We start from the raw sequence: 25,624 nt of genomic DNA, 5'->3' as shown, positions 1-25,624 counted from the left end.
ACGGACCCGGACCGAGTCCGGCACCTGCCGGAGCGCACCGCGGCACGAGGGGAACGGCATGGACCTGGACGCGTACTCGGCGACGCACCGTGACCAGTGGGACGAGCTCGACCGCCTGACCCGGCGCCGCACGACCTCCGGCGAGGACGTCGACCGCCTCGTCACGGGCTACCAGTCCGCCGCGACCGACCTCGCCCGCATCCGAGGCGTCGCCCCACGCTCGGCGACCGGGGACCGGCTCTCGCTGGGGCTGTACCGCGCCCGGCTCCGCTTCACCGGCGCCCCCACCGACCCGCTGACGATGCTCACCGCGTTCTTCGCACTCCAGCTGCCGGCCGCCCTGTACCGGATCCGGTGGGTGACGATCTGGGTGACGGTCGCCACGGTCGCCATCGCGGTCGTCAGCGGCGTCTGGATCACCGAGACACCGGGTGCCGTCGCCACCTTCGGCACCGACGCCGCCCTGCGGCAGTACGCCACCCAGGACTTCGTCGACTACTACTCCGACCACGGCCTCGGGGCGTTCTCCGCCCAGGTGTGGACGAACAACGCGTTCGTGGCCGCGCGGATGGTGGCCTTCGGCATCACGGGCCTGTTCGTGCCGGCCGCGGTCGGGCAGAACGCGCTGAACCTCGGCGTGTCCGGGGCGATCATGCACTCGCAGGGGCGGCTCGGCGACTTCTTCCTCTACATCGCCCCGCACGGCCAGCTCGAGCTCTACTCGGTGTTCCTCGCGGCTGCGGCCGGGCTGATGATCTTCTGGTCGTGGGTCGCTCCCGGGCAGCGCACGCGGGCGCAGGCCCTCGCCGAGGACGGCCGCGCGCTCATCGCCGTGGCCATCGGTCTGGTGCTGACCCTGCTGCTCTCCGGCGTCATCGAGGGCACCGTCACCCGTCAGGACTGGCCGTGGCCGGTGAAGATCGGGATCGGCATGCTCGCCCTCGCCGCCGTCCTGACCTACCAGTGGGTCCTCGGCCGTCGTGCGTACCGCGCGGGGGAGCGCGGCGACGTGGAGGAGTTCGACCGCGGCGCCTCGGCCATCGTCGCCGGCTGACCCGCAGCGACGTGTGCCGCGGCCTGTGCTGACCGATCAACGCAGGCCGTGACGCGCCGGACACGACGCGCCGGACACGACGTCAGTGGCGGACGGCTCAGAGCCTCCCGGCCGCCTTGGCGCGGAGGTACGCGTCGGCCACCAGCGGTGGCACCTGCTCCGGGGCCCCGTGCACCACCTCGGTCCCCGCACGCCGGGCGACGTCCGCGACGCCGTCAGCGTCCAGCAACGAGCGTTCGGCCGCGGCCCGGCGGTAGACGTCGCGACCGCCGACCGGGAGGTTCGCCCCCGGCCCGCCACCTCGTCCGGCGCCGCCACGCCCCGCCATCGCCGCCACGGCCGGGTCGTCCACGGCCGTCACCACCACCGCGTGCCGCCGCGCGAGCGCCGGCAGCACCGTGAGCAGGTCGGCGGACGCCCCGACGGAGTCGAGACTGGTCGCCAGCACCACGAGGGACCGCTGCGTCGTGACGCCGTCCACCAGCGCCGGCACCGCGGACCAGTCCGTCGCGGCGAGTCCCGGTTCCGCGAGCGCCAGCGTCTCCCCGAACCGCTGCACGACGTCGACCCGCGTGGCACCGTGCACGCGGCCGCGCGGACGGTCGTCGAGGACCACCAGGTCGACACGGTCCCCGGCGGCCGCGGCGAGGGCGCCGACGAGCAGGGCGGTCTCGATGAAGGTGTCCAGGCGCGGTTCGTCCCCGACCCGCCCGGCCCCGGCACGCCCGGCGTCGACGACGACGATCACGCGTCGGTCCCGCTCGGGCCGCCAGGTCCGCACGACGAGGTCCTGCCGCCGCGCCGTCGCCCGCCAGTCGATCGAGCGGACGTCGTCCCCGCGCACGTAGTCGCGCAGCGAGTCGAACTCGGTGCCGTGCCCGCGGAGCTGCAGCGTCGTCTCGCCGTCGAGCTCCCGGAGCCGGGCGAGCCGCGAGGGCAGGTGGCGGCGCGACCGGAACGGCGGCGTCACGACGAGTTCCGCGGGCGCCGGGACGACCCGTTGCCGGGCGGCGAGGCCGAGGGGCCCGAACGCGCGGAGGGCGACCCCTGCGCTCCGACGACGTCCGCGCCGGAACGGTGCGAAGCGGATCCTGGCGGTGCGGCGCTCCTCGGCGGGGACGGTCATCCAGATCCGTCGGGGTGCGTGGCCGGCGGAGGGCTCCCACATGTCGCGGACCTCGGCGCGCAGCGGGCGACGGCCGTCGTTCGCGAGCACGAGCGTCGCGTCGGCGACCGTGTCGCGCCGGGCCAGCCGGGGCATCCGCCGTTCGACCCGCACGGCGCACAGATCGGCGGCGAGCACCACGTCCAGCACCGCGGCGAGCACGACGACACCGGCCCACGCGACACCGCCCCATCCGCTGCCGAACAGCACGGTGGGGACGATCGCGACGGCGAGGAGCGCGACGAACCGGCCGGAGATCGCCACTAGATCGGCACCCGCACCTGTTCGAGCACCTGCTGCAGCACGCCGTCGGCGCCGACGCCCTCGAGCTCGGCGTCCGCTGCGACCCGCAGGCGGTGCCGCCACACGGGCAGCAGCATCGCCTGGACGTGGTCGGGTGTGATGCCGTCGTAGCCGGTGAGCCACGCCCAGGCCTTCGCGGCGGCGAGCAGGGCCGTGGCACCGCGGGGGCTGACCCCGACCCGCACGGACGGCGCCTGCCGGGTCGCACGGGCGAGGTCCACGATGTACGCGAGCACGTCGTCCCGGGCCCCGACGGCCCGGACGGCACGCTGGGCCGCGAGGACCTCGTCCGCTCCGACGACCGGCATGATGCCCGCGGACCGGACGTCCCGCGGGACGAACCCGTCGGCGTGTCGGCGGAGCACCTGCCACTCGACGTCGCGCGGCGGGATGTCCAGGGTGAGCTTCATGAGGAAGCGGTCGAGCTGGGCCTCCGGGAGCGTGTACGTGCCCTCGAACTCGATCGGGTTCATCGTCGCCGCGACGAAGAACGGGTCGGGGAGCAGCTTCGGCGACCCGTCGACGCTGACCTGGCGTTCCTCCATGGCCTCGAGCAGCGCGGACTGCGTCTTCGGGGGCGTGCGGTTCACCTCGTCGGCGAGCAGCACGTTCGTGAAGACGGGGCCCTCGCGGAACGGGAACGTCCCGGTGGAGGCGTCGTACACGAGCGATCCCGTGACGTCCCCGGGCATCAGGTCCGGCGTGAACTGGATGCGCTTGGTGTCGAGCGACATGGCGGCGGCGAGGCTCCGCACCAGCAGGGTCTTCGCGACGCCGGGGACGCCCTCGAGCAGGACGTGGCCCTGCGCCAGCAGCCCGACGATCATCCCGGAGACGGCGCCCTCCTGTCCGACGACGGCTTTGCCGACCTCGACGCGGACGCGGGTGAAGGCCTCCCGGAGCTCGTCGGTCGACGTGGCGCCGGTGGCGCCGGTGGTGGTGGGCAGGTCGGTCACGGTCGTCCTCCTGGTCGGGGGTCGGTCAGGTCGGTGGGTGCGGCGGCGGTCGGGTCGGCCGGCCGGGAGGCGCGTGGTGCGTCCCCGGCGACGGCTCGCCGGACGCTGCGTTCCAGGTCGTCGACCGCGGCCACGCCGTCGACGAGCGCCCGGTCGTCGGGTGTCGGTCCCCCGACGAGCACGGCGCCGACCTGCGCGACCGGCAGGCCGGTGGCGTCGGCCGCGCGACGCACGACCTCGTCGACGTGGGCGGAGCGGGGGAGCCCGAGCGTGCGACCGACCCGTCGGATGGCCGCGACCCGGAGGGTGTCGAGCGCGTGGGTGCGGTCGCGGGTCCTGGCGTAGAGGCGCGCTCGACCCTCGGTCGTCTCCGAGGCGCGGACCACGACGGGCATCGACTCGACGACGAGCGGGCCCAGGCGACGCCCGCGCCAGACGCCCGCGGCGACGGCCACCGCGGCGAGCATGCCGATCGCGCTGGGCACCCACGGGGGAGCGAGGTCACCGAGCGAGGGTGCGGCGTCGGTGCTGCCGGCACGGGGCACGTACCAGGACAGGTGGTCGGCGCCGCCGAGCAGACCGAGCGCCAGCGAGGCGTTCCCTGCGGTCGTGACGGTGTCGTTGCGGAACGCGGCGGTGGTGCCGACGAGGGTGACGGTGCCCGTGGCGGTGTCCGTGCGGACGAGTCCCCAGACGCGGGCGCTGGCGGTGCCGTCGGGGGCGCAGCGCGTGCCGGCCGACGCCCGCACCGTGTACCCGGAGCCGGTCGGGGTGACCGACCGCGCCGTCCGCGCCGCCGGGATCCCGCACGCGGCGGTCGAGACCGGCTCGGTGGACCGGACGGGGCCGGCCGGTTCGGCGCGGACGCGGAAGGACTCGAGGACGCCCGGGTCGGTGGTGACGAGCACGACGTCCGACGCGGATCGGGCGATGCGCCGGGCGACGCCCGCGGAGAGCACGCCGGCGGAGTCGTCGACGAGGACGGTGCCGTCGCCGTCGATCCGGTCGGCGTCCCGCACGACGTCGACGGTGGTGCCGCGCTGCTCGAGGACCCGGACGAGTGCCTTCGAGCCGCTCGCGGTCGACGACCCGGGATCGAGCGGGGTGTCGGTGGGGCCGGAACCGCTGCCGACCGCCGCCGTCACCGCCGCGAGGAGGAGCCCGACCAGGACGATGGCGACCCAGAACACGACGCGGGACCGCCGACCCTCGCGCTGGCCGTCCGGCGTCGGCGTCGGGGTGCGCGTAGGCGCGGTGGCGGTGGCGCTCACGCGGGCACCGCCGGGACGTCCGTGCGGGTCGGTCGGGCCGTGCGGAGCCGGTGCTCGGTGTCGAGGACCTGGCGCGCCGCGGCCTCGTCGGTGTCGAGCCCGAGGTACCGCACGGCGTCGAACGTCGTCGCTGCTCGGTGCAGGTCGTCGCTGAACGTCGGGAACGGCCGGGAAGCCCGGGCCGCGATCGCCCCGGCGGTCGCACCGGGCACGTCGGGGACGAGGTCGCGCTCACCGAGACCACGGGCCACGGCCCGGTAGCCCTCGAGCACGGCGGTCGACCAGTCCCCGGCGCGCATGGCGGCGCGGGCGGCCTCGGCGATGGCGGCGGCCGGGCGCAGGTCGTCGTCGTCGAGGACCCCGCGCACGTCGTCGGCCCGGAGCCGGGCGCGGCGCCGTGGCAGCCCGCGCGACACGACGACGAGCACGACCACCGCGACGAGCACCACGATCGCCACGACGAGCAGCGTGCGGTCGAGTCCGACACCACCGACGCCGCCGGGACGGAGCGAGCCGAACCACTCGAGGAGGTCCCGCGATGCCCGGTCCCACCAGGTCACGTGGGCGTCGCTGTACTCGCCGCGCTCGAGCTCCCGTTCGAGGAGCCGTCGGGCCTGGTCGGGGTCGACGCTCGTCATCCCCGCCCGTCCGGTCGTGACGGACCCCACTGCGGCGGTTGCTGCTGGCCACCCCACTGCGGTGGCTGCTGCTGCTGGCCACCCCACTGCGGTGGCTGCTGGCCCAGCGGCGGCTGCGGTCCCCACGGCGGGGGCGGCGGTCCCCACGGCTGCTGCGGCTGCTGCGGCCACGGGCGCTCGGCGACGGGCTGCGCGGGGGCGAACGGGTCCGCCGGCTGGCCGGTCTCCAGGTGTGCGGCGATGCGCTGGTCGAGCGCTTCTGTCCGGATGCGGCGGTCGATCGACAGGAAGGTGGTCACCGAGGCGCTCAGGACGTCCGTGATGCACTGCACGGCGATCGTCAGGAGGCTGCCGACCACGAGTGCGACGACGGCCCCGGCCGACAGGCTCCCGGGGCGCCCCGTCGTCTGCCCGAGCGGGTCGAACACGCCCGAGAACAGCGAGACGCCGAGGGTGAGCGGCGTGCTCGCGATGCCGGCCACGATGCTGAAGGCGATCTGCACGAGGAGCAGGATGCCGAAGGTCCGCCAGAAGGCCCCGCGGGTCAGGCGCCAGGACTGCGCGGCGGCGGAGAAGACCCCGCGGCCCTCGAGCGCGATGGTCGGCACCGTGAACGCGAACCGGGTGGTGAAGAACGCCACGAGCAGCCCGAAGACGAGCCCGAGCCCGAGGAGCGCCAGGAAGAACCCGCCGATGGCCGTGTCCGTCGCACCGAGTGCCCCGAAGAAGCCGATCAGCACGACCACGAACACCGCACCGATCACCGCGCCGGCGGCGAGCTGCAGGAGCATCCACCACAGCACCGACAACCGACGACCCTCGAGGAGCGCCCAGAGCCCGCGGAACGTGCCGCGCCGGCCGAGCACCCGCTGCCCGGTGTCGACCGCGACCGGGGCGACGAGGAACCCGCGTGCCAGGAACGCCAGGAACGGCACCCCGACCGCGAGCAGGAGGTACAGCGTCACCGAGCCCGCGGCGATCGCGTCGGCGTCGGAGCCGGTCCCGGTCCCCGTCCCGGTGCCGATCGCCGAGAGCATCCGCTCCTGCAGCGACCGCTGCCCGAGCGTCGTCGCGACGGTGGAGGCCAGTCCGAGCACGCCGGAGAGCAGCAGGCTCCAGAGGAGCAGGACGCGCGCGTTCCGGCGGAACACCGTGAACGCGCCGGCCAGCACGTCACCGAGGCCGAGCGGGCGCAGCGGGATCACCGGACGCGACGGCGGTGTCGGACCGGACCCGTGTCCTGGAGGCGGGGGCGTCGGAGACGGTGGCGGCGTGGCGGCGTACCGGGAGCCTCCTGGCTGAGGACCCTGCTGCCCACCCGACTGCTGCCCACCGGACTGCTGCCCACCGGCAGGGGCCCCGCCCGCCCCTGGTGTCTGCCATCCATCGCCGGCCATCGGACCGCCCCCTCACGTCGGCCGCGCGGGGAACACGCGGACCTCCCCATCCTGGCGGAAAACCCCGCGTGACGGGGGCTCGGCTATCGTGAGCGGACGGTGCCTGCCCGGGCACCTCCGTACGCCACCCGGAGTCCACATCACATGACACCGCGCATCCTCGTCGTCGACGACGACCAGGCCCTCGCCGAGATGATCGGCATCGTCCTCCGCGCCGAGGGCTACGAGCCCGAGTTCAGCGGTGACGGCAACGACGCCGTCGAGGCCTTCCACGCGACGAAGCCCGACCTCGTGCTCCTCGACGTCATGCTCCCGGGCATCGACGGCATCGAGGTGTGCCGCCGGATCCGCGCCGAGAGCGGCACGCCGATCATCATGCTCACCGCGAAGGGCGACACGTCCGACGTCGTCGCCGGCCTCGAGAACGGCGCCGACGACTACGTGGTGAAGCCCTTCAACCCGAAGGAGCTCGTCGCCCGCATCCGCACCCGCCTGCGGCCGACCGCCTCCGACGCGACGGTGCTGCACGTCGGCGACCTGGTCGTCGACGTCCCCGGCCACGAGGTCCGACGCGGCGACGCCGTGATCGCACTGACCCCGCTCGAGTTCGACCTGCTGCGGGCCCTCGCCGAGAAGCCGAACCAGGTCTTCACGCGCGAGATGCTGCTCGAGCAGGTGTGGGGCTACCACTACAAGGCCGACACCCGCCTGGTGAACGTCCACGTGCAGCGGCTCCGCGCGAAGATCGAGCACGACCCCGACGCGCCGCGCATCGTGACCACCGTCCGCGGCGTCGGCTACCGCGCCGGGGGAGCCTGAGCACCGTGCCCAGCTCGTCCGGGCAGCCGTCCCTGTCGCGGGCGCGTCGACGGCTCCGGGCGTGGGCCAGGCGGGGCTGGCGGGGCATCGCGTTCTTCTGGCGGCGCTCGCTGATGTTCCGGTCGGTGGCCATCACGGTCACCACCACCGGACTCGCCGTCGCGATCATCGGCACCGCGGTGATGCTGAGCATCTCGAGCAACGTCTACTCGCAGCGTCGCGACCAGATCGAGGCCGAGTCGGCCAGGGCCACGAACGTCGCGCAGGGCATCTTCGACGCGGCCACCGCGGCCGAGGACAACAACCAGTCCGAGCTCGAGACCCTGCAGAACGAGGCGCAGCGCGCGATCCTGTCGAATACGACGAGCCCCGGCGGCACGAGCATCGCGATCGAGCGGTCGCCCAGGTCCTCGGGTCCGCAGACGCTGCAGAACCTCGCCAGCCAGGACTTCCCGGACGCCGTCATCACCGACGAGCTCCGCAAAGAGGTGGCGAAGAACAGCGGCAAGCTCAGCCTGCAGGCCGTGCGCCTCGACGACGACGGCCGCCGACAGCCGGGACTCGCCGTCGGGTCGACGCTGCAGATCCCGAGCGCCGGCCAGTACGAGCTCTACCTGGTCTACGACCTCTCCGACGCCCAGCAGACCCTCGACTTCGTGTCGCAGACGCTCTCGATCGGTGGTGTCGCGCTCATCGTGCTCATCGCCCTGGTCACGTCGCTCGTCGTCCGGCTCGTCGTGGTGCCGATCCGCGGTGCGGCGGAGACGAGCCGGAAGATCGCCTCCGGACGGCTCGACGAACGCATCCCGGTGAAGGGGCAGGACGACGTCGCCACCCTCGCGCGGAGCTTCAACGGGATGGCGGACGCCGTCAGCCGGCAGATCACCCAGCTCGCCGAGCTCTCCCGGGTACAGCAGCGCTTCGTCTCCGACGTCTCCCACGAGCTGCGCACGCCGCTCACCACGATCCGCCTCGCCGGTGACGTGCTCTACGACGCCCGGCACGCCTTCGAACCCGCCGTCGGACGCTCCGCCGAGCTCCTCCACGACCAGATCGACCGCTTCGAGCTGCTCCTGTCCGACCTCCTCGAGATCTCCCGCTACGACGCGCAGGCCGTCGAGCTCGAGACGGAGCCCGTCGTGCCGGCGTCGCTGACCGCCGACATCGTCGACGAGTTCCGACCGCTCGCCGAGCGCGCCGGCGTCGATCTCGTCCTCGCGACCCCCGGCGGCCACACCACCATGCAGCTCGACGGCCGGCGCATCCGACGGATCCTGCGCAACCTCGTCGGCAACGCCGTCGAGCACGGGGACGGCAAGCCCGTGCACGTCGTCGTCGACAGCGACGCCAGGACCGTCGCGATCGCCGTGCGGGACCACGGCGTCGGGATGCCCCCGGAGGACACCGCCCGGGTGTTCGACCGGTTCTGGCGTGCGGACCCCAGCCGCAAGCGCACCATCGGCGGCACGGGCCTCGGCCTGGCGATCAGCCTCGGCGACGCGAACCTGCACGGTGGCCGCATCGACGTGTGGTCCCGACCGGGCGAGGGGTCGGCGTTCGTGCTCACCGTCCCACGTCGCGGGCAGGAGGCCACGGCCACGTCGGCCATCCCGCTCCCCGAACTCGACGAGCACTACGACGGCCCACGCGGAGGAGGCACCCGATGACCAGGACCACCGCGATCACACCACGCGGCCCGCGGCGACGCACGCCCCGCGGGCTGCTCGCCGTCGCGCTCGCCACGCTGACCCTCGTCGCGCTCACCGCCTGCGCCGCCATCCCCACCGGCGGTCCGGTGCGGAGCGGCCAGGACCTCAAGGACGACACCGTGTCCGGCGTCGACTACCGCCCGAGCGGACCGGAGAAGGGCTCGGCGCAGGACACGATCCTCCAGCAGTTCATCGAGGCCGCGACCGGCGCCCAGGACAACTACGCCATCGCCCGCGAGTTCCTCAGCGGCTCCTTCGCGCAGAAGTGGAACCCGCGCCAGAGCGTCACCGTCCGGCAGGGCGCCGGCGACGTCGACCGCACCGGCACCCGCGAGCTCACGTACACGCTGACGGCGAGCGCGACCGTCGACAGCGACGGCGAGTACACCCAGGCGGTCCGCCCCACCTCGTCCACGCTGACCTTCCAGTTCGTCAAGGAGGACGGCGAGTGGCGCATCAGCTACGCGCCCGACGGGATCATCCTGACGCCGGTCAGCTTCGAGCAGGTGTTCCAGGCGCACGCGCTGTACTTCTACGACCCCACCTACCGCTTCCTCGTCCCCGACGAGCGCTGGTTCCTGGCTCGCTCCTCCACGAGCACCCGGATCGTGAGCGCCCTGCTCGCCGGACCGGCCGACTGGCTGAAGGGCGCCGTGGTGTCCTCGTTCCCCGAGGGCACGCAGCTCTCGCTGAACGCCGTCACGGTCGACAACGGCAGCGCCCAGGTGGACCTGTCGAGCGACGCGCTCCGGGCCACCACCGTCGACAAGGTGCGGATGCGGGAGCAGCTGGCCCGGTCCCTGTCGACGGTCGCGACCATCTCCTCGATCACGATGACCATCGAGGGAGCCAGCTTCTCGGTGCCGGACTCGAGCGGCACGAGCGCCGTCGTGGACCCCGACGTCGACCCGCGCCCCCTCGTCGTGGACGGCGGCACCGTCGGGTTCGCCACGCCCGGCAGCGGCGACGTCTCCGCGCTCGGCAACGGCCTCGGGACCGCGATCAGCCGCCTCGACCCGACGTCGCTGTCGCTGACCGCCTCCGGCTCGGACGCCGCGTTCGGCAACGCGGACGGCGTGTGGACGATCAAGAACGGCAAACGGCCGCTGCGCATCGTCGCCGGGGACGGGTTCGTCGACCCGTCCGTGGACGACGCGGGCTTCGTGTGGGTGGGGACCGCGAAGGACACCAGGAAGATCACGGCCTACGGCTTCGCCGGCGACTCCCACGCGGTCGCGTCGACGCTGCCGGACGGCGACCTGGTCTCCTTCCAGGTGTCCCGCGACTCCACCAGGGCCCTCGCCCTCGTGGACACCGGTGCCGGAGCCGCGCTCTACGTGATGGCGATCATCCGCGACTCGGACCGCTCCCCGACGGCACTCGGAGCGCCGGTGCGGCTCCAGTCCGCCGACGGCGAGGCACTCGGAGCCACGTGGGTGAGCGACCTCGACGTCGCCTCGCTCGGGCAGACGACGAGCGGCCCGAGCGTCGTCCGCGCCACCATCGGCGGGCAGTCAACGGCCCTCCAGCGGCCGGAGGACGAGGCGACGCAGATCGTCGGTGGCAGCGCGCACTCGTTGCTCCTGCGGATGCGGGACGGCCAGGTCGTGCAGTCCACCGGCGGCGGGTGGGACCGCACCGGGGTCTCGGCGTCGGTGCTCGGCGTCCAGCGCTGACGGAGTCCCGGTCGGCGCGTCCGGTCGTGCGGCGCTCGCCGTTCCTCCACAGGCGCCCCGGCCGGGAGGCCCTCCACCGTCCCCGACGACGGCCCCCGCCCGGCGCCCTCCCGCCGCGAGGATCGCCCCATGACCCCGGCTCCACACCCCTGGCGCGACGCACTCGTCGCCGTCCTCGCCCTGTTCCTCCCCGTCGCCTGTCTCGGCTGCGACGCGCCCGACCGCGCCCTCTGCCGGTCCTGCCGTGCCGCGCTCGACGAACGGCCGCAGCGGGTCCGGCTCGTCGGCGGGGTGCGCCTCGACGCCGCCTTCGAGTACGAGGGCCTCGTCCGCACCCTGCTCCTCGAGCTCAAGCTGCGCGGCCGTGTCGACGTCGCCGGCCCGCTCGGTCACCGGACCGCCGCGCTGGTGCGTCAGGCGCTCGCCGACGCACCTCCGGGCACGGTCGTCCTCCGGGTCCCGCCGTCTCCCCGCGGTCGCCGTCGGCGGGGCTTCGACACCGTGGTGCTCCTGCTCGCGCGCGGCGGGGTCCGGGGGACGGGGCGGTTGCGCCGTGTCCCTGCGCCCGCGAGTCGGCTGCGTGCCGGTGCCGGCCAGAAGGAGCGCACGGCCCTGGAACGGGTCGCCGCCACGGTCGGCACGCTCCGCGCCGTCCGGGTGGAGGGCCGGGCCGTCGTCCTCGTCGACGACGTCGTCACGACCGGCGTGACGATGGCCGAGGCCGTCCGCGCCGTCCGGGCCGCCGGGGGCCGGGTGGTGCGGTGCGTCGCGACGGCGAGCGTCGAGGCATGACGACGACCTCGGGTGAACGCCCGGTGTCCTCTGTGCATCCGGTGGGTGTCCGGCACGACGCGCCCGCTCCCGGTGACACGGGTCCACCGGCGGGTCTAGCGTCCCTGGCAAGGCGTCGGAGTTCGCCGGAAGCAGGTGACGCGCCGACTCAGCGATGGGAGCCGCCATGGACGTGACGATCACAGGCCGGAACGTCGGGGTCACCGACCGATTCCGTACCTACGTCGAGCAGAAGTCCGACAAGATCGACGTGCTCGCCGATCGCGCACTCGCCTTCGAGGTGCGGATCAGCCGACACAACGAGAAGAGCGGGGGCGGTCAGGGTGAGGACCGCGTCGAACTGACGCTCATCGGCCCGGGACCCCTCGTGCGGGCCGAGTCCGCCGCGTCGGACAAGTACGCGGCGTTCGACCTCGCCTTCGCCCGGATCATGGAGCGTCTCCGCCGGGCCCGTGACCGCCGCAAGGTGCACCGCGGTCGTCACCGCCCGACCTCCGTCGCCGAGGCGGCAGGGTCCGCGTTCGACGGCATGGACGTCGTGCCGGCCGACGGCAAGCTCATCGAGGACGTCGCCACCGGGGCGATCCCGGTCGTGACCGAGGAGCCCCACGAGGAAGAGGACGAGGTCTACTCGCCCGTCGTCATCCGCGAGAAGGTCTTCACCGCCGAGCCGATGACCGTCGACGACGCGCTCTACTTCATGGAGCTCGTCGGACACGACTTCTACCTGTTCGTCGACGCGGAGACCCACCGTCCGAGCGTCGTCTATCGGCGCAAGGGCTGGGACTACGGCGTGATCGGACTCGACGGCACCGACGCCGCCAGCACCGACGCAGCGGCCGACGACGCCACGCAGACGGAGCCCGCGGCCGCGCTCGCCTGAGCGTCCGAGGGACCACCCCGGTGTGCGCGGCCCGTTCGGGGGCCGCGCACACCTGTGTTCTGTCGGCGTTCCTCACAGCACAGGGCTCGGGCGGGTTGCTAGCATGACTGGCTGTTCGGACGCGCCGACCGCGCGCGACGAACCGTAAGGAGTTCACGTGGCAAACGTGCTGGAGAAGGTCCTCCGCGTCGGTGAAGGACGCACCCTCCGACGACTGAAGGCGTACGCCTCCGCGATCAACGACCTCGAGGACGACTTCGCGAGCCTCAGCGACGAGGAGCTCCAGGACGAGACCAAGGAGCTGCGCGAGCGCTACGCGAACGGCGAGACGCTCGACGACCTCCTGCCGGAGGCCTTCGCCGCGGTGCGTGAGGCCTCGAAGCGCACCCTCGGCATGCGGCACTTCGACGTGCAGCTCATGGGTGGCGCGGCGCTCCACCTCGGCAACATCGCCGAGATGAAGACCGGTGAGGGCAAGACCCTCGTCGCGACGACCGCGGCGTACCTCAACGCGATCCCGTCGCGCGGCGTCCACGTCATCACCGTGAACGACTTCCTGGCGTCGTACCAGTCCGAGCTCATGGGCCGCGTGTTCCGTGCCCTCGGCATGACGACGGGCTGCATCGTCGCGAACCAGTCGCCTGCCGAGCGGCGCGAGCAGTACGCCGCCGACATCACCTACGGCACGAACAACGAGTTCGGCTTCGACTACCTGCGCGACAACATGGCGTGGCAGGCCGTCGACATGGTGCAGCGCGGCCACTTCTTCGCCATCGTCGACGAGGTGGACTCCATCCTCATCGACGAGGCCCGCACGCCGCTCATCATCTCGGGCCCGTCCTCCGGCGAGGCCAACCGCTGGTTCACCGAGTTCGCCTCGATCGCCAAGCGCCTCACGGCCGGCGAGGACTTCGAGGTCGACGAGAAGAAGCGCACCGTCGGCGTGCTCGAGCCCGGCATCGAGAAGGTCGAGGACTACCTCGGCATCGACAACCTCTACGAGTCGGCGAACACCCCGCTGATCTCCTTCCTCAACAACGCCATCAAGGCGGACTCGCTGTTCAAGCGCGACAAGGACTACGTCGTGATGAACGGCGAGGTGCTCATCGTCGACGAGCACACCGGCCGCATCCTGATGGGCCGTCGCTACAACGAGGGCATCCACCAGGCGATCGAGGCCAAGGAGGGCGTCGAGGTCAAGGCCGAGAACCAGACCCTCGCGACCGTCACGCTGCAGAACTACTTCCGCCTGTACCAGAAGCTCTCCGGCATGACCGGCACCGCGGAGACCGAAGCCGCCGAGTTCATGTCGACGTACAAGCTCGGCGTCGTCGCCATCCCGACGAACAAGCCGATGCAGCGCATCGACCAGACCGACCTCGTCTACAAGAACGAGAAGGCCAAGTTCGAGCAGGTCGCCAACGACATCGAGGAGCGCCACGAGAAGGGGCAGCCCGTCCTCGTCGGCACCACCAGCGTCGAGAAGTCGGAGTACCTCTCCAAGCTCCTCGCGAAGAAGGGCGTCAAGCACGAGGTCCTCAACGCGAAGAACCACGCGCGAGAGGCCGCCATCGTCGCCCAGGCCGGTCGCTTCGGCGCCGTCACGGTCGCCACGAACATGGCCGGCCGCGGCACCGACATCATGCTCGGTGGCAACTCGGAGTTCCTCGCCGTGCAGGAGATGCACACGAAGGGCCTCTCGCCCACCGAGACCCCCGACGAGTACGAGTCCGCCTGGGACGAGGTCTTCGCGAACACGAAGGCGATCGTCGAGGAAGAGGGCGACAAGGTCCGTGCGGTCGGCGGCCTGTACGTCCTCGGCACCGAGCGCCACGAGTCCCGCCGCATCGACAACCAGCTGCGTGGTCGTTCCGGCCGTCAGGGTGACCCGGGCGAGAGCCGCTTCTACCTGTCGCTGACCGACGACCTGATGCGCCTGTTCAACTCCGGTGCCGCCGAGAGCCTGATGGGTCGGTCGAACGTCCCGGACGACCTGGCCATCGAGAACAAGCTCGTCGGCCGTGCGATCCGTTCTGCCCAGTCGCAGGTCGAGGGCCGGAACGCCGAGATCCGCAAGAACGTCCTCAAGTACGACGACGTCCTCAACCGGCAGCGCGAGGCCATCTACAGCGACCGCCGCCACATCCTCGAGGGCGACGACCTCCACGACCGCACCCAGAACTTCCTGAAGAACGTCGTGGACGACGTCATCGACACCCACACCGGCGAGGGCTCCCCGGACGACTGGGACCTCGATGCGATGTGGACGGAGCTCGGCACGCTGTTCCCGATCTCGATCACGATCGACGAGATCATCACCGAGGCCGGCTCGAAGGGCAAGGCGACGCGGGAGTTCCTCGGCCGCGAGATCCTCTCCGACGCCCAGCTCGCCTACGCCAAGCGCGAGGAGACCCTCGGCGAAGAGGCGATGCGTGAGCTCGAGCGTCGCGTCGTCCTCTCGGTGGTCGACCGTCGCTGGCGTGACCACCTCTACGAGATGGACTACCTCAAGGACGGCATCGGCCTCCGTGCCATGGCGCAGCGTGACCCGCTGGTCGAGTACCAGCGCGAGGGCTACGCCCTGTTCCAGACGATGATGGGGCAGATCCGGGAGGAGTCGGTCGGCTTCCTGTTCAACCTCGAGGTGCAGGTCCAGTCGGACGGCGAGAACGCGGTCATCGAGGCCAAGGGCCTCGACGAGGAAGAGGTCGCCGGCCTCGAGTTCTCCGCGCCGTCGATCGACGGCGAGGTCGAGGTCCGCGACGAACGCGGGCACCTCGAGCAGGCCGCCACCGCGCTGGCTCAGCAGGCCCAGGCGGAGGAAGAAGCCGAGATCGTGCCCGAGAAGGGCTCGGCCTTCGGCTCGGCTGCCACGGCGACCGGTCAGGCAGCGGCGACGAACCGTGCCGACCGTCGTCAGGCTGCCAAGAAGGGCTAGTCCCGACCATCTCCGCAGACGGGAGGCTCGGTGCCAGCTGGCACCGGGCCTCCCGTCTGTCCGTGGTCCGTCCAGACGGGATCGCGGCGGTCAGAGCATCCCGATCGCGGTGGCGCGCCACCGCCCGGCGCGCTCCTCGAGCCGGATCGCGACCGCTCGGGCGCGGCTGCGGGTGTGGACCACCACGCTCGCCTCGGCCACGCCGTCCCGCGGGCGGCTCACCACGACGTTCCCGACGCGGATCGAGGGCCGTCGGTTCCGGTGCGGGGAGGCCGACCGTGCCCGGGCGGCGTACGCGGCTCGCTGGTGGAGGTGCCGCTGCACGTCGTCCGTGATCCACCGGGCGATGCTCTCGACGTCCCGAGCGCCGGTGAGGATCTCGGCGACGCACAGGGCCAGCGCCTGCGCGGTCTCTGCCGGGTCCGGGAGCGGCGGGGGCCCCGGTACCGAGCCGCCGGCGCTGTCCGGCCCGTCGGACCCGCTCGGTCGCGGCACCAGCGCCGTGGCGGACTCCTGACCCTCGGCCTCCACGCGGAGCGCTGTCCCGTCCTGCGCGACCACCGTGTCTCCCGGTCCCGTGTCGTCCTGCGGATCGTCGTCGATCCGTCGTGCTTCCCGCGCCACCCCGGCCCCTTTCGTTGGTGGGCAGAGCGTATGGGGAATGCGAAATGCAACATAACGAGCAGTAGGGGCTGTGGAGGGCGACAATCTGTCCACAAGTCGCCGGACCCTAGACTGGTCGGGTGTCGACCCTCAGTGATCTCGTCCTCGCACAAGGCCGATCCTCCGAAGCGGACGTGGAGTGGCTCCACCTGCTGGTGGGGGACTGGCAGCTCCTCTCGGACCTGTCGTTCGCCGACATGGTGCTCTGGGTGCCGACGGCCGAGGACGGTTCCTTCGTGGCCGTCGCCCACGCGCGTCCGTCGTCCGCCGCCACGCTGTTCTACCGCGACATCGTCGGGCAGGAGATCCGCGAGGAGTGGCGCGAGCAGGTCACCGAGAGCTTCGCGTCCGCCCGTGTCGTCGACTCCGCCGAGCCGGACTGGTACGAGGACACCCCGACCCGGGTCCGCGCCATCCCCGTGCTCCGCCGCCTCAGCGCGAAGAGCAAGCAGACGACCGACCGGCCCATCGCCGTCGTCACGCGTCACTCCAACCAGGACGAGATGCGCACGCCGAGCCGCCAGGAGCTCAACTTCACCGCGAGCGCGAACGACCTGTTCGGCATGATCGCGACGGGCGACTTCCCGGACCTCGGCGCCCCGGCCGGCCCCCGCCGTGGTGCACCCCGTGCGAGCGACGGCCTGCTCCGCCTCGACACGAACGGCATCGTCACGTTCGCCAGCCCGAACGGCCTCAGCGCCTTCAACCGGATGGGCTTCGAGGGCGAACTCGAGCGGAAGTCCCTCGCCGAGGTCACCACCGAGCTCCTCGGCGCCCAGCTGGACGTCGACGAGTCCCTGCCGCTCGTCGTCACCGGGCGAGCCCCGTGGCGCGCGGACATCGAGTCGAACGGTGTCGCCGTGACCCTGCGGTCGATCCCGCTGCGGGACCACGGCGAGCGGATCGGCGCGGTCGTGCTCTGCCGTGACGTCACCGAGATGCGGCACCAGGAACGCGAGCTCATCACCAAGGACGCGACGATCCGCGAGATCCACCACCGCGTGAAGAACAACCTGCAGACGGTGGCGTCGCTCCTGCGCATCCAGGCGCGTCGCACGCACTCGGAAGAGGCCAAGACGTCCCTGCAGAACGCGATGCGGCGCGTGGCGGCGATCGCCGTCGTGCACGACACGCTGTCGACCGGCCTCAGTCAGAACGTCGACTTCGACGAGGTCTTCGACTCCGTGCTCAAGCTCGTGACCGAGGTCGCGGCCTCCCACAACACCACCGTGCACCCGAAGAAGACGGGGGAGTTCGGCGTCCTCCCGTCCGAGGCCGCCACGCCGCTCGCGCTCGGACTGACCGAACTCGTGACGAACGCCGTGGAGCACGGACTCGACGGCCGCGACGGCGAGGTCGAGATCGTTGCCCACCGCTCAGACGACCACCTCGAGATCCAGGTCCGCGACAACGGCGTGGGGCTGCCCGAGGGCAAGGTCGGCTCGGGCCTCGGCACGCAGATCGTCCGCACGCTCATCCAGGGCGAGCTCGGCGGCACGATCGACTGGCACACGCTCACCGGCAGCGGCACCGAGGTCACGATCTCGATCCCGTTCCGCTGGGAGACCGCGGCCGCCTAGCCCCGGCGCCCGGCGCCCGGCGCCCGGCGCCGGCCGCACGCCGTGCCCGAGCCGGGTCCGGGTCCGCAAGACACCGGTGTTCAGGCACCGCACCGCGACTTCCCGCGGCGTGACTGCAAGACACCGGTGTTGAGCGGGCCCGTCAGACGACCACGCCCGACCGGCGACCCCGCACGCACGCCCCCGCACGCACGCCCTGCACACGACGACGCCCGCCGCACCCCGAGGGGCACGACGGGCGTCGTCGTCAGCGCTGCTGCGTCAGGAGGCGCGGCGAGCCCGGGCGGCGCGACGCTTGAGCGCGCGACGCTCGTCCTCGCTGAGGCCACCCCAGACACCGGAGTCCTGGTTGTTCTCGAGTGCGTACTGCAGGCACATCTCCGTCACCGTGCAACGAGCGCACACCGACTTGGCCTTCTCGATCTGGTCCACCGCGGGCCCGGTGTTCCCGACGGGGAAGAAGAGCTCGGGGTCTGCGGTGAGGCAAGCTGCCTTGTCACGCCAATCCATGTGGTGGTGCTCCTTGATGTCAGTGCTCGAACGGCAGGCCGGGGCCGTGGTTCGGGGCTGGAGGACTCTGCACATGCACATGTGACGCGCGGGAAGATCCTGTGGGGAGGAAACCGCGCGGGGAGAGCCTGACGCCCGCAGAACGCTCGGGGGAGGAGCGTCGAACCACGGGAGACGCACACCACATCGTGCCGTCCAAACGACCTCGAACATCGTTCCATACTGATATGACCAAATCAAGGGTTGCAATGCTGGAGGATCTCTGTGTCTGACCCCACCTCGACCGTCCCAGACGCTCCCGAGCCGCGGTCGCGGGCGATGTACGGCCTGCTCATCGTCCTCGCGCTCGAGTTCCTCGCCGTCGCGGTCGTGACGGTCGTGCTGCTCGTCGAGCTCCTCGTCGCACCGGCGACGAGCGTGGCGTCCGGCATCGCCCTCGTGGTGCTGGCGGCGATCGCGGCGCTGTGGCTCGGGTCGCTGCTCGTCGGCCTCTGGCGCGGCCGCCCCTGGGTGCGCAGCGGCATCGTCGTGTGGCAGGTCCTGCAGGGCGCGCTCGCGATCGGTGCGTTCCAGGGGGTGTTCCGCGTCCCGGCAGTGGGCTGGGCGCTGCTCCTGCCCGCGCTCGTCGCGATCACGCTGGTGCTGTCGAAGTCGGTGACGACCGCGTTGGCCCGTCCGGTCGAGTAGCGCCAGGACCAGGCCTGCAACGCACTGGAGGCCCGGTGCCGGTCCCCGGGACCGGCACCGGGCCTCCAGTGCGTTCGTGGGCTCAGACCAGGCCGAGCTTCTTCCGGAGGCTCGCCACGTGACCGGTCGCCTTCACGTTGTAGAGGGGGAGCTGCACGGCGCCGTCCTCGTCGACGACGATCGTCGACCGGATGGTCCCGGTGACGACCTTGCCGTAGTTGTTCTTCTCGCCCCAGGCCGCGTACGCCTTGTGCACGGCGAGGTCCGGGTCGCTCAGCAGCGGGAAGGTCAGGGCCTGCTCGTGCTTGAAGGTCGCCAGGGCGGGGAGGTCGTCCTTCGACACGCCGAGGACCTCGTACCCGGCGGCCTGCAACGAGGACATGTTGTCGCGGAAGTCACAGGCCTCGGTCGTGCAGCCCGGGGTCGACGCCGCGGGGTAGAAGTACACGATGACCTTGCGTCCACGCAGGGACCCGAGGGTGTGCTCCGTGCCGTCCTGGTCCTGGAGGGTGAAGTCGGGGGCGGTGTCGCCGGCGACGAGACGGTCGGTCATGGTGCTCCTGTTCGGTCGGTGCCCGGAGGTGTTCTCGGGCACGCGAATCCCATGCTATTGTTGATTCCCGTTGCGGCACACACACCGGAACGGCACTCGCAAGTGGAGTGCATGCACCTCTAGCTCAATTGGCAGAGCAACTGACTCTTAATCAGTGGGTTCTCGGTTCAAGTCCGAGGGGGTGCACACGACTGAGACCCTCGCTCCGGCGGGGGTCTTCGTGTATCCGGAGGGGGTCGGGACGCATGGGCACACACGAACCGAAGGGCGGCGCGCTCGACGCCGCCGAACTCGCACGCCGGCTCAACCTGCTGCTCGACTTCGAGGAGTCGCAGCGCGGCTCGCCGGTGCCGTTCTCCGTGATCGAGGAGTGGGTCGATGCCCACGGCGGATCGCTCTCCCGTGCGAAGTGGACCTACATGATCTCCGGCGACGGCCGGCGCAACCGGGACACCGCGCTGCTGCAGCTCCTCGCCGAGTTCTTCGAGGTCGACGAGCGCTTCCTGCTCGAGGACAGCGAGGTCCCAGAGCGGATCGGCGCGCAGCTCGCCCTCGTCCGCTCGCTCCGCTCGGCCCGGGTGAGCGGGTTCGCCGCCCGCACGTTCCCCGGCGAGCTCTCACCCGACGCCCTCCGCCGGATCGCCGCGGTGATCGAGGAGGAGTCGCAGCGCGGGATCCTGCCGTGACCACGGACCGGGTGGACGCCTTCTGGCAGCGCGGACACGACGAGCGCTGGGTGGACGTCGACGACGCCGTCCGTGCGGCCTCGGAGGTCGTCGGCAAGCCGATCGTGGTGCGTGAGGAGAGCTTCCTGACGGACGAGCCCGTGTGCGGCTTCGTCGCCACCCTCGAACACCAGCACCTCATCATGATCTCGCCGTCCCCGTCGCGCACCTTCCGCGCGTTCGTCATCGGCCACGAGCTCGGCCACGTGCTGCACGCCCACCAGGACGCCTCGGCGCAGTCGGCGTACATCCGGGACGTCATCCCCGACCTGCCCCGGTACAAGGTCGAGCGGGCCATGGCACGCGGGCTGTTCGAGAACAGCTTCGAGCGGGAGGCCGAGCACTTCGCCGACCGCCTCGCCCAGCTCATCCGCGACCACCGCAGCCGGCCGAGCGCCTTCCGCGGCGTCTTCGGCTGACCGGCCACCAGCGATGATCCTCGCCGTCGCCCAGGCCGTGCTGCTCGTCGCGGGCGCCGTCGTCCTGTTCGTCCTGCAGCGCGGGCAGGACCGCACCCTCGCGGTGACGTTCCTGCTGTTCTCCGCCACGATCGTGACGAACGTCGACCCGCTCTACCGGTGGCTCGACCCGCTCGTCGGTGGTCGGAACGTCGTGACGGTGGTCAGCGACTGCCTGATGATCGCCGGCACGAGCACGCTGCTCTGGGGCGTCGCGAAGGCCGTCGGTGCCGACAGTCGGTGGCTGCGGACCGCGATCACCGTGTCCTGCGCCGTGGTCGGGGTCGTCATCGTCACGGCGTTCGTCGTCCTGGACAAGCCCCCGACCACGACGACCTTCATGCTCGTCGCCGGGGCCGAGCCGGCAGCGGCGGTCTACTCGATCGCGCAGACGGTCTACCTCGGGGTCGCCCTCGCCGCGACCGGGTGGATCTGCGTGCTCCACGTCCGGGAGGCCCGCACGCGCACGGACCTCGTCGGGCTCTGGGTGCTCGTGCTGGGCGGGGTGGCCGGGGTCGTGCGGATGGTGGTCGTCGTCGTGATGGACCTCGCGCACGTGCTCGGGAACGTGGCCCTCACCCGCCGGCTCGCGCTGCCGTACGACGTCGCCACCCCGGGCGCGGTCCTCTGCGTCGCGTCGGGCATGCTCCTGCTCGTGGTCGGGCACCGGACCGCCCGTGCGCGGCGTGCCCGTGCCGTGGAGTCCGCGATCGCGTCCCTCACGCCCCTGCACGCCCGCATGGGCAGCGACAACGCGTACCCGGCCACCGCCGACCCCGCCACCCGGCTCAGTCGGCTGATCGTCGAGATCAACGACGGCGTCCGCAGTTCCCGGTCCACGCTCGACGACCACGAGCGGACCGCCCTCGCCCGGGCCGAGTCCGCGCTCGACGCCTCCTGAACCGTCCGGACCGGGCACGGGTCGACGCCGGACGCCACGCCGTGTATGTTCGTAGCCATTGCTACACATCGTGTGGCGATCGCCGGTGGGACTCGGCCGCGTTGGGGGCGGCCGAGCACCCCGGTCCTGATCAGCACGGACCGCCTCGGTAGACTCCTCCGGTGCTCGTCTTCGCCGCAGTCGTCCTGTTCATCGGTGCCCTGTTCAACCTGGTCGCCTGGCCCCGCTTCTTCCAGCGGGTCGCGAAGGACACCCGGGCCCGTGACGCCGCCGGCCGCCCGACGACCTTCTACCGGGTGCACCTGGTCCTGCTGCTGATCGCCCTGGCGATCACGGCCGCCTCGATCGTCGCCGGGATCCTGCTGCTCGTCTGACGCCGCTCCCGCCCCGCCGGTGACGGCTGGTGTGCCGCCCGCCCGGCGGACCACCGGACGGGAGGCTCGCTGCCAGCCCGCCACGAGCCTCCAGGCCGTGGGCGGCCGCGTCCACCGCTGCAGGCGCGTTCGCCGGTTCCGGTGCGACCATGACGACCGCGGTCGACTGACTGGTCCGGTCGTGGTGCGTCAGGACTCGGTCGGAGCCGGTTCGCCGAGGACGCGCTGCAGCGCCAGGGCCGCGACGCCCCGGTCGGAGGTGTCGAGGAGCACGCGGTAGGTGTCCTCGGGGGTCATGAACTCCACGCAGACGGCGTCGAAGTCGCACGGCTCGATGCGCCAGCCCTGCACGTGCTCCATCGGCACCGCCGTCAGCCCGTCGCGCTCGTAGCTCGTCTCGGCGTGCACCCGGTCCGGGAACACGCGGACGCGGCCGAAGGTGCCACGCCACGAGAGCTGGAGGTCGAGCGTCGGGGAAGCAGAGAGGTCCGGCACCCGCTGATCGTAGCGGCGGGTGCCGGACCTCTCGGTGTCACGAGGACGCTCGTCGCGTTGCGCGGACAAGCATCAGGAGCGGGAGTCGTCCCCGTCCGTGTCCGTGTCGCCGCGCCGGACCTGGTTCGCCGGGTCGCGGCCGGTGATCGGGTAGGGGCCGGTGACGCCCTCGCGGAGCGAGGCGATGCGGAGGATCCGGTCGCGCTGCAGGAACCACCCGACGACGAGCAGCGGGATGATGATCACGAGCGAGGCGATGGTGAGCGTGCCGACGGGCCAGTCGATCGCCATCAGCACGAGCACCGAGACCAGGAACGCCAGGGTCAGCCACGCGGTGACGGGTGCACCGGGCAGCTTGAACGACGGTTCCTTCGCCAGGCCCTGCTTCGCCCACTGCCGCAGCTTCATCTGGCAGAGGATGATCGTGCCCCACGCGGTGATGATCCCGAGGCTGGCGATGTTCAGGGCGATCTCGAACGCCTGGCTCGGGACGAAGTAGTTCAGGGCCACGCCGGCGACCGTGAACGCGGCCGTCAGCAGGATGCCCGCGAACGGCACGCCGCCCTTGGTCATCTTCGTCGTCCACTTCGGAGCGGACCCGTTCATGCCCATCGAGTGCAGTGCGCGTCCGGTCGAGTACAGCCCGGCGTTGAGCGAGGACAGCGCGGCGGTCAGGACGACGAAGTTCATGATCGAGCCGACGATCACCCCGACCTGCGGGTTGCCGAGCGACGAGAAGAACGTCACGAACGGGCTCTGGCCCTCCTTGTACGACGTGTACGGGAGCAGGAGCGAGAGGAGCACGACCGAGCCGACGTAGAACACGGCGATGCGGAGGACGACGGAGTTGATGGCGCGGGGGATGACCTTCTCGGTGTCCTGGGTCTCGCCGGACGCGGTGCCGACGAGCTCGATCGCGGCGTACGCGAAGACGACGCCCTGCACCACCAGCACGGCGGGCAGCAGACCGTTCGGGATCAGACCGCCGTTGTCCTGCCAGATCGAGAACCCGGTGCGGATCGCCTCGCCGCCGGTCTCGACCGGGAACGCGAAGATCAGCCAGACGAGCGCCACGACGAGGAACGCGACCAGGGCGACGACCTTGATGATCGCGAACCAGAACTCCAGCTCGCCGAAGACCTTCACCGCCACCATGTTCGCCGCCAGGACGACGATCAGCGCGATGAGTGCCAGCAACCACTGCGGCGCAGCGGTGAAGGCCCGCCAGTACTGCAGGTACAGGGCGACCGCGGTGGTGTCGACGATCGAGGTCATCGCCCAGTTGAGGAAGTACATCCAGCCTGCGGCGTAGGCGAACTTCTCGCCGTAGAACTCGCGGGCGTAGGAGATGAACGACCCGGAGGACGGGCGGTGGAGGACGAGCTCGCCGAGGGCCCGGAGGATGAAGAACGCGAACACGCCCGCGATCAGGTACACGACGGCCAGGGCGGGCCCGGCGGTGTGCAGCCGTCCACCGGCACCCAGGAAGAGCCCGGTACCGATCGCACCGCCGATCGCGATCATCTGGAGCTGCCTGGGCTTCAGCCCGTGCTGGTAGCCCTCCTGCTCGTGCGAGAAGTCGTTGGCGGGCGCACGGTCCACCCCGGTGTCGTTCTGCGCTGTCATGGCCGACACGCTACATGCGGATCGGACCGATGCATCACATCCACCTCCGAACGGGCTGGGTCCTGTCCACCAACCTGCCGACATCGCACACGACCCCTCGCCGGGTCTGTCCGTCTCCTGGACGGCGCGCGAGCGACGTTGCCACCATGGTCGGATGGACATCCTCATCCGCCTCCTGGTCGCGGTCGGGTTCGCCCTCGTCGTGACCGCCGTCGTCGCGCTCGTCCTGCACCTGGTCTTCCGGGCACTCGGGCGTCGTGAGCGCTGGGCCGCCTCGCTGTCCCGACGCTCTCGACACGCCACCAGGACGATGCTGCTCGTCGCCCTGCTGTGGGTCGCGTTCGCCTCCTCGATCCCGGACTCCGACCGCTACCCCTGGCGCGACGCCGTCTCCCACGTCTTCCTCGTCGCCACCATCGGCGTCGGCACGTGGCTCGCGTGCGTGCTCGCGGTGTTCCTCGAGAGCCTGGGGCTGCACAAGTACCGCGTCGACGTGCCGGACAACCGCGTGGCCCGCCGGATCCGCACGCAGGTCCTCATCCTGCGCCGGCTCACCGTCGCGGTGCTCGTCATCATCGGCGTCGGCGCGATCCTCCTGACGTTCCCCGGGGTCGAGGCCGCCGGCGCGAGCGTCCTCGCCTCCGCCGGACTCATCTCGGTCATCGCCGGTCTCGCCGCGCAGTCGACCCTCGGCAACGTGTTCGCGGGCATGCAGCTCGCGTTCTCCGGGTCGATCCGGGTGGACGACGTCGTCGTGGTCGAGCAGCAGTGGGGCCGCATCGAGGAGATCACGCTGACGTACGTCGTCGTCCACCTCTGGGACGACCGCCGCTTCGTGCTGCCGTCGACGTACTTCACCTCGACGCCCTTCGAGAACTGGACCCGCACGAGCAGCGAGCTCCTCGGCGCCGTCGAGTTCGACCTGGACTGGCGGGTCAGTCCGGCGGAGATGCGCTCGGAGCTCGACCGCATCCTCGAGACGTCGACGATCTGGGACCGCCGCACGAAGGTGCTCCAGGTCACGGACGCGGTCGGCGGGATGGTGCGCGTGCGCATCCTGGTGACCGCACCGGACGCCGGTGGCCTGTTCGACCTGCGCTGCTACGTCCGCGAGGAGATGATCGACTGGCTGCAGCGCACCCACCCGGACGCGCTCCCGGTCCAGCGCGTGCAGCTCGCCGAGCCCGCGGCCCCGGCCCGTCGACGCAGCCGGTCGTCGGAGGGTGACGCCTCGCTCTTCGGTGAGGGCGACGAGCGTGCTGCGCTCTTCACCGGCCCGATCCAGACCTCGGGCATCCGGGCGTCGGACGTGCCGCCGCAACGGTAGCGGCCGAGGAGGATCCCGGACTGGTCCTGTCCGAGCCGGTTCCCGACGCGTCACACTGTCGGCACCTCTGGGCACCGGTACCGGCCGGCCGACGGTTCGTCTTCGTGGCGATGACGGATCTGGT

General features: G+C 71.8%; 24 protein-coding genes and 1 tRNA gene. 15 read left to right on the top strand and 10 right to left on the bottom strand.

The genetic code is table 11. The features are described 5' to 3' along the window. Positions 1-58: 58 nt before the first annotated feature. On the top strand, positions 59-1,054 hold the full coding sequence (locus OXR63_RS12715) for a stage II sporulation protein M (protein WP_267423806.1): 996 nt from the start codon (positions 59-61) through the stop codon (positions 1,052-1,054). Between the two features lie 97 nt (positions 1,055-1,151). Here OXR63_RS12715 and OXR63_RS12710 read toward each other — a convergent pair whose 3' ends face one another. Genes OXR63_RS12710 through OXR63_RS12690 form a run of 5 tightly spaced genes read right to left on the bottom strand, consistent with a single transcriptional unit; the run spans position 1,152 to position 6,592 of the window. Beyond that, positions 1,152-2,483, bottom strand: coding sequence for a DUF58 domain-containing protein (locus OXR63_RS12710; RefSeq protein ID WP_267423804.1), 1,332 nt, complete (start codon positions 2,481-2,483; stop codon positions 1,152-1,154). After that, the gene (locus OXR63_RS12705; protein ID WP_267423802.1) at positions 2,483-3,478 is read right to left on the bottom strand and encodes an AAA family ATPase; all 996 of its coding nucleotides are present in this window, start codon (positions 3,476-3,478) and stop codon (positions 2,483-2,485) included. The genes OXR63_RS12710 and OXR63_RS12705 overlap by 1 nt, the downstream gene beginning before the upstream one ends. Then, positions 3,475-4,749 carry a DUF4350 domain-containing protein gene (locus OXR63_RS12700; RefSeq protein ID WP_267423801.1) on the bottom strand — a complete coding sequence of 425 codons (1,275 nt, stop codon included), beginning with the start codon at positions 4,747-4,749 and terminating at the stop codon, positions 3,475-3,477. The genes OXR63_RS12705 and OXR63_RS12700 overlap by 4 nt, the downstream gene beginning before the upstream one ends. Beyond that, on the bottom strand, positions 4,746-5,387 hold the full coding sequence (locus OXR63_RS12695) for a DUF4129 domain-containing protein (protein WP_267423800.1): 642 nt from the start codon (positions 5,385-5,387) through the stop codon (positions 4,746-4,748). Before OXR63_RS12695 ends, OXR63_RS12700 begins: the two co-directional genes overlap by 4 nt. Next, positions 5,384-6,592, bottom strand: coding sequence for a glycerophosphoryl diester phosphodiesterase membrane domain-containing protein (locus OXR63_RS12690; protein WP_267423798.1), 1,209 nt, complete (start codon positions 6,590-6,592; stop codon positions 5,384-5,386). Before OXR63_RS12690 ends, OXR63_RS12695 begins: the two co-directional genes overlap by 4 nt. A 336-nt stretch (positions 6,593-6,928) precedes the next feature. Here OXR63_RS12690 and mtrA point away from each other — a divergent pair, with 336 nt between their 5' ends. The 6 genes from mtrA to secA all read left to right on the top strand — a co-directional run bounded on the left by mtrA (position 6,929) and on the right by secA (position 15,601). Continuing rightward, a complete protein-coding gene (gene mtrA / locus OXR63_RS12685; RefSeq protein WP_071271417.1) occupies positions 6,929-7,603 on the top strand; it encodes an MtrAB system response regulator MtrA in 675 nt (224 codons plus the stop codon). 5 nt (positions 7,604-7,608) lie between these two features. Beyond that, the gene (gene mtrB / locus OXR63_RS12680; protein ID WP_267423795.1) at positions 7,609-9,270 is read left to right on the top strand and encodes an MtrAB system histidine kinase MtrB; all 1,662 of its coding nucleotides are present in this window, start codon (positions 7,609-7,611) and stop codon (positions 9,268-9,270) included. Continuing rightward, a complete protein-coding gene (locus OXR63_RS12675; RefSeq protein WP_267423793.1) occupies positions 9,267-10,988 on the top strand; it encodes an LpqB family beta-propeller domain-containing protein in 1,722 nt (573 codons plus the stop codon). The genes mtrB and OXR63_RS12675 overlap by 4 nt, the downstream gene beginning before the upstream one ends. A gap of 129 nt (positions 10,989-11,117) precedes the next feature. Further along, positions 11,118-11,780, top strand: a complete 663-nt coding sequence (locus OXR63_RS12670) for a ComF family protein (protein WP_267423791.1) — start codon at positions 11,118-11,120, stop codon at positions 11,778-11,780. A 166-nt stretch (positions 11,781-11,946) separates the two neighbouring features. Further along, a complete protein-coding gene (gene hpf, locus OXR63_RS12665) occupies positions 11,947-12,663 on the top strand; it encodes a ribosome hibernation-promoting factor, HPF/YfiA family (RefSeq protein ID WP_267423789.1) in 717 nt (238 codons plus the stop codon). Between the two features lie 157 nt (positions 12,664-12,820). Then, positions 12,821-15,601, top strand: a complete 2,781-nt coding sequence (gene secA, locus OXR63_RS12660) for a preprotein translocase subunit SecA (protein ID WP_267423787.1) — start codon at positions 12,821-12,823, stop codon at positions 15,599-15,601. Between the two features lie 90 nt (positions 15,602-15,691). On the opposite strand, the gene OXR63_RS12655 is transcribed toward secA, so the two are convergent. Then, positions 15,692-16,225, bottom strand: coding sequence for an Rv3235 family protein (locus tag OXR63_RS12655; protein ID WP_267423785.1), 534 nt, complete (start codon positions 16,223-16,225; stop codon positions 15,692-15,694). A gap of 119 nt (positions 16,226-16,344) precedes the next feature. Between OXR63_RS12655 and OXR63_RS12650 the strand changes: the two genes are divergently transcribed. After that, on the top strand, positions 16,345-17,844 hold the full coding sequence (locus tag OXR63_RS12650; RefSeq protein ID WP_194661920.1) for a sensor histidine kinase: 1,500 nt from the start codon (positions 16,345-16,347) through the stop codon (positions 17,842-17,844). Positions 17,845-18,105: 261 nt separating this feature from the next. On the opposite strand, the gene OXR63_RS12645 is transcribed toward OXR63_RS12650, so the two are convergent. Next, the gene (locus OXR63_RS12645) at positions 18,106-18,354 is read right to left on the bottom strand and encodes a WhiB family transcriptional regulator (protein WP_017888820.1); all 249 of its coding nucleotides are present in this window, start codon (positions 18,352-18,354) and stop codon (positions 18,106-18,108) included. Between the two features lie 264 nt (positions 18,355-18,618). On the opposite strand from OXR63_RS12645, the gene OXR63_RS12640 reads away from it, so the two are divergent. Then, positions 18,619-19,041, top strand: coding sequence for a hypothetical protein (locus OXR63_RS12640; protein WP_267423737.1), 423 nt, complete (start codon positions 18,619-18,621; stop codon positions 19,039-19,041). 82 nt (positions 19,042-19,123) lie between these two features. On the opposite strand, the gene bcp is transcribed toward OXR63_RS12640, so the two are convergent. Continuing rightward, positions 19,124-19,594, bottom strand: coding sequence for a thioredoxin-dependent thiol peroxidase (bcp, locus tag OXR63_RS12635; protein ID WP_267423735.1), 471 nt, complete (start codon positions 19,592-19,594; stop codon positions 19,124-19,126). A 113-nt stretch (positions 19,595-19,707) separates the two neighbouring features. On the opposite strand from bcp, the gene OXR63_RS12630 reads away from it, so the two are divergent. From OXR63_RS12630 to OXR63_RS12610, 5 genes are all read left to right on the top strand, one after another. Beyond that, a tRNA-Lys gene (locus OXR63_RS12630) sits at positions 19,708-19,780 on the top strand. Between the two features lie 59 nt (positions 19,781-19,839). Further along, positions 19,840-20,280, top strand: coding sequence for a hypothetical protein (locus OXR63_RS12625; RefSeq protein ID WP_267423733.1), 441 nt, complete (start codon positions 19,840-19,842; stop codon positions 20,278-20,280). Beyond that, positions 20,277-20,738 (top strand): ImmA/IrrE family metallo-endopeptidase, encoded by a 462-nt coding sequence (locus OXR63_RS12620; protein ID WP_267423731.1) that lies wholly within the window; start codon positions 20,277-20,279, stop codon positions 20,736-20,738. The genes OXR63_RS12625 and OXR63_RS12620 overlap by 4 nt, the downstream gene beginning before the upstream one ends. A 13-nt stretch (positions 20,739-20,751) precedes the next feature. After that, complete coding sequence (locus tag OXR63_RS12615) at positions 20,752-21,678, top strand: hypothetical protein (RefSeq protein WP_267423729.1); 927 nt, start codon at positions 20,752-20,754, stop codon at positions 21,676-21,678. A 161-nt stretch (positions 21,679-21,839) separates the two neighbouring features. Then, positions 21,840-22,052, top strand: coding sequence for an SCO4848 family membrane protein (locus OXR63_RS12610; RefSeq protein ID WP_071271390.1), 213 nt, complete (start codon positions 21,840-21,842; stop codon positions 22,050-22,052). 189 nt (positions 22,053-22,241) lie between these two features. Here OXR63_RS12610 and OXR63_RS12605 read toward each other — a convergent pair whose 3' ends face one another. Both OXR63_RS12605 and OXR63_RS12600 read right to left on the bottom strand, forming a co-directional pair. Continuing rightward, complete coding sequence (locus OXR63_RS12605; protein WP_267423725.1) at positions 22,242-22,547, bottom strand: hypothetical protein; 306 nt, start codon at positions 22,545-22,547, stop codon at positions 22,242-22,244. Positions 22,548-22,619: 72 nt separating this feature from the next. Beyond that, positions 22,620-24,173 (bottom strand): amino acid permease, encoded by a 1,554-nt coding sequence (locus OXR63_RS12600; RefSeq protein ID WP_267423724.1) that lies wholly within the window; start codon positions 24,171-24,173, stop codon positions 22,620-22,622. Between the two features lie 154 nt (positions 24,174-24,327). On the opposite strand from OXR63_RS12600, the gene OXR63_RS12595 reads away from it, so the two are divergent. Beyond that, on the top strand, positions 24,328-25,500 hold the full coding sequence (locus OXR63_RS12595; protein ID WP_267423722.1) for a mechanosensitive ion channel family protein: 1,173 nt from the start codon (positions 24,328-24,330) through the stop codon (positions 25,498-25,500). Positions 25,501-25,624: the final 124 nt, after the last annotated feature.

Origin of the sequence: Curtobacterium sp. GC_Cur_3, from assembly GCF_026544205.1 — a bacterium.
Taxonomy (GTDB): Bacteria; Actinomycetota; Actinomycetes; order Actinomycetales; family Microbacteriaceae; genus Curtobacterium.
Note: the sequence above shows the minus strand (reverse complement) of the source record. Positions and strands in the feature narration are given on the sequence as shown.